This is a genomic window from Pseudaeromonas pectinilytica (assembly GCF_054780855.1).
Map to the genome: position 1 here is coordinate 1 of NZ_BAAGVN010000148.1, position 569 is coordinate 569.

A 569-nucleotide genomic window follows, 5' to 3' on the forward strand; every position below is an offset into this window, starting at 1 on the left:
TGTGGTCACGCCGTGGCTGGCACTGCTCAGGGTCGCGGTGTACACAATCGCGCCACCCGCTTCACTGACACTGGCCACATCGGTACTCAAGGTCACCGTGGTGCTGTCCACGTCATCCACGATAGTGTCACTGACCGTATTACTTACAACGATCTGCTCAAAACTACTGCCACTGACTTCAGTGATACTAACGTCCTGTCTGGTATTACCTTGGCCATAAGCATCATCAGCCCGTAACGTCACAGGTTCACTTTCTGCGCTGCTTGCCCCAACAGGGATCGTGATAATAACGCCATTACTTAACGTTACATTCAACGGACTGCCTGACACAGGCTGGCCCACACTCACTGTGTAGACAGTGACTTGCCCTTCTTCTACAGGCTGGCCTTCTGTCGTCGAACTTAAAGATATCGTCGTGATATCAGTTACGGGAGCCACGCCAATGGTCACGGTGCTGGTCGTAGTGCCGCCCTTGCCGTCACTGACGGTGACGCTGAAGCTGTCACTGCCGTTGAAATCTTTGGCCGGGGTATAGGTGAAAGTACCATCGGCATTTAGCGTCACGCTAC

Annotated in this window: 1 protein-coding gene; it reads right to left on the bottom strand. The window is 53.4% G+C overall.

From position 1 onward, the window contains the following. A partial coding sequence (locus tag ACYVG7_RS09900; RefSeq protein ID WP_460882971.1) for an immunoglobulin-like domain-containing protein occupies positions 1 to 569 on the bottom strand: 569 nt, incomplete at both ends.